Origin of the sequence: Plantactinospora sp. B24E8, assembly GCF_039871735.1 — a bacterium.
Classification (GTDB): domain Bacteria; phylum Actinomycetota; class Actinomycetes; order Mycobacteriales; family Micromonosporaceae; genus Plantactinospora.
Map to the genome: position 1 here is coordinate 1 of NZ_JBDPMH010000071.1, position 2,113 is coordinate 2,113.

The 2,113-nt window shown below is 62.7% G+C and carries 1 protein-coding gene; it reads left to right on the forward strand.

Features of this window, described 5'->3' with window-relative positions:
• Positions 1–51 precede the first annotated feature (51 nt).
• The coding region (locus tag ABGB21_RS36785; RefSeq protein WP_347681756.1) for an amino acid adenylation domain-containing protein at positions 52–2,113 on the forward strand (2,062 nt) is incomplete at its 3' end.

Here is a 2,113-nt window from a genome sequence, read left to right on the forward strand (position 1 = left end):
GATCTTTCGGGGGATCCGTCGTTTGTGGAGTTGTTGGGGCGGGTTCGTGATGTGACGTTGGGTGCGTATGACAATGAGGTGCCGTTCGAGAAGGTGGTTGATCGGGTGGCGCCGGTTCGTGATGCGAGTCGTAATCCGTTGTTCCAGGTGGGTATGCAGTTGTTGAGTGGTGGGACGGCGGGTGGTGGTCTGGAGTTGCCGGGGGTGTCGGTGGAGACGATTACCCCGCGTTTGGAGCGGTCGCGGTTTGATTTGTCGTGTACGTTCACCGAGTTTGATGACGAGTTGCGGGTGCAGGTGGAGTATGCGACGGATTTGTTTGATCGGTGGCGGGTGGAGGGGTTGGTGGGTCATGTGTGGCGGGTGTTGGAGCGGGTGGTGGGGGATGGTGGGGTGCGGGTGTCGGAGGTGTCGTTGGTGTCGGGTGGGGAGTGGGAGGAGTTGTTGGGGGTGGGGTGTGGGCCGGGGTTGGATTATCGGCGGGTTCCGGTTCATGTGGTGTTTGGTGAGGTGGCGGGGCGTTTTCCGGGTGGGGTGGCGGCGGTTTTCGGTGGTCGGGAGTTGACGTATGGGGAGTTGGCGGAGCGGTCGGATGTGGTGGCGCGGTGGTTGAGGTCGGTGGGGGTGGGTCATCAGGATGTGGTGGCGGTGGCGTTGGATCGTGGGTTTGATGTTTTGGCGGTGTTGTTGGGTGTGTTGAAGGCGGGGGCGGCGTTCACTGTTTTGGATACGGGTAATCCGGTGAACCGGTTGGAGTTTATTGTTCGGGACACGGGTGCGCGGGTGGTGTTGACGCATTCGGATCTGGTCGGGTTTTTGCCGGTTCCGGATGGGTGGCGGATGGTGTGTGTGGATACGGAGTGGTCGGTGTTGGAGTCGGTGCCTGTTCCGGTGGTGTGGGAGGAGTGGGCGGATGGTGACTCGTTGGCGTATGTGTTGTATACGTCGGGTTCGACGGGTCGGCCGAAGGGTGTGTTGATTGAGCATCGGGCGTTGATGTTGTATTTGGCGTCGTTTACGGCGGCGTTTGGTCTGGGGCCGGGGGATCGGTTGTTGCAGTATGCGTCGTTGGTGTTCGACTTGTCGGAGGCGGAGATTTTTTCGGCGTTGACGACGGGGGCGGCGTTGGTGTTGGCGCCGCGTGAGACGTTGATGTCGCCGGAGGCGTTGTCGGAGTTGATTCGTCGGGAGCGGTGTACGTATGTGGGTGCGCCGCCGGCGATGTTGACGTTGGTGGACGCGGAGCCGTATCCGGATCTGAAGTATGTGTTGGTGGGTGGGGAGGCGTTTTCTGGTGATCTGGTGAATCGGTGGAATGTGGATGGGCGTCGGTTCATCAATGGGTATGGTCCGACGGAGACGACGATCGGTTGCACGATGTATGAGTGTGAGCCGGTGGTGTGGCGGTCGTCGCCGCCGATTGGTCGGCCGTTGGCGCATCGCCGGTTGTATGTGGTGGACCGGTTCGGGCATCCGTGTCCGGTCGGGGTTCCGGGTGAGTTGTTGATCGGTGGGGACGAGGGTCTGGCGCGGGGTTATCTGAACGCGCCGGAGTTGACCGCGGAGAAGTTCGTGCCGGATCCGTTCCGGGCCACGGGTCGGGTCTACCGGTCCGGGGACCTGGTGCGGTGGACGGCGGACCGGCAGTTGGAGTTCCTGGGTCGGATCGACATGCAGGTCAAACTTCGTGGTCTGCGGATCGAGTTGGAGGAGATCGAGGCGGTCCTGGCGACCCATCCGAACGTGGCCCAGGCCGTGGTCATGCTCCGGGAGGACACCCCGGGTGACAAGCGACTCGTCGCCTACCTCGCCTGCACCCCGCCCGCGCCGACGGTCAGTGAACTACGTACCCATCTCGCCGCTGACCTGCCCCCGTACATGATCCCGTCGGCCTGGGTGATCCTCGACAGTCTCCCACTGGCCGTCTCCGGCAAGGTCGACCGCAAAGCCCTGCCCGTTCCCGACACCACGACCCCGGTCAACCGGACCGTCACCCCACCCACGACCCCGACCGAACAACAGATCACCGACATCTTCACCACCATCCTGACCACCACCAACCCGATCAGCACCGACGACAACTTCTTCGACCTCGGCGGCAACTCCCTCCAGG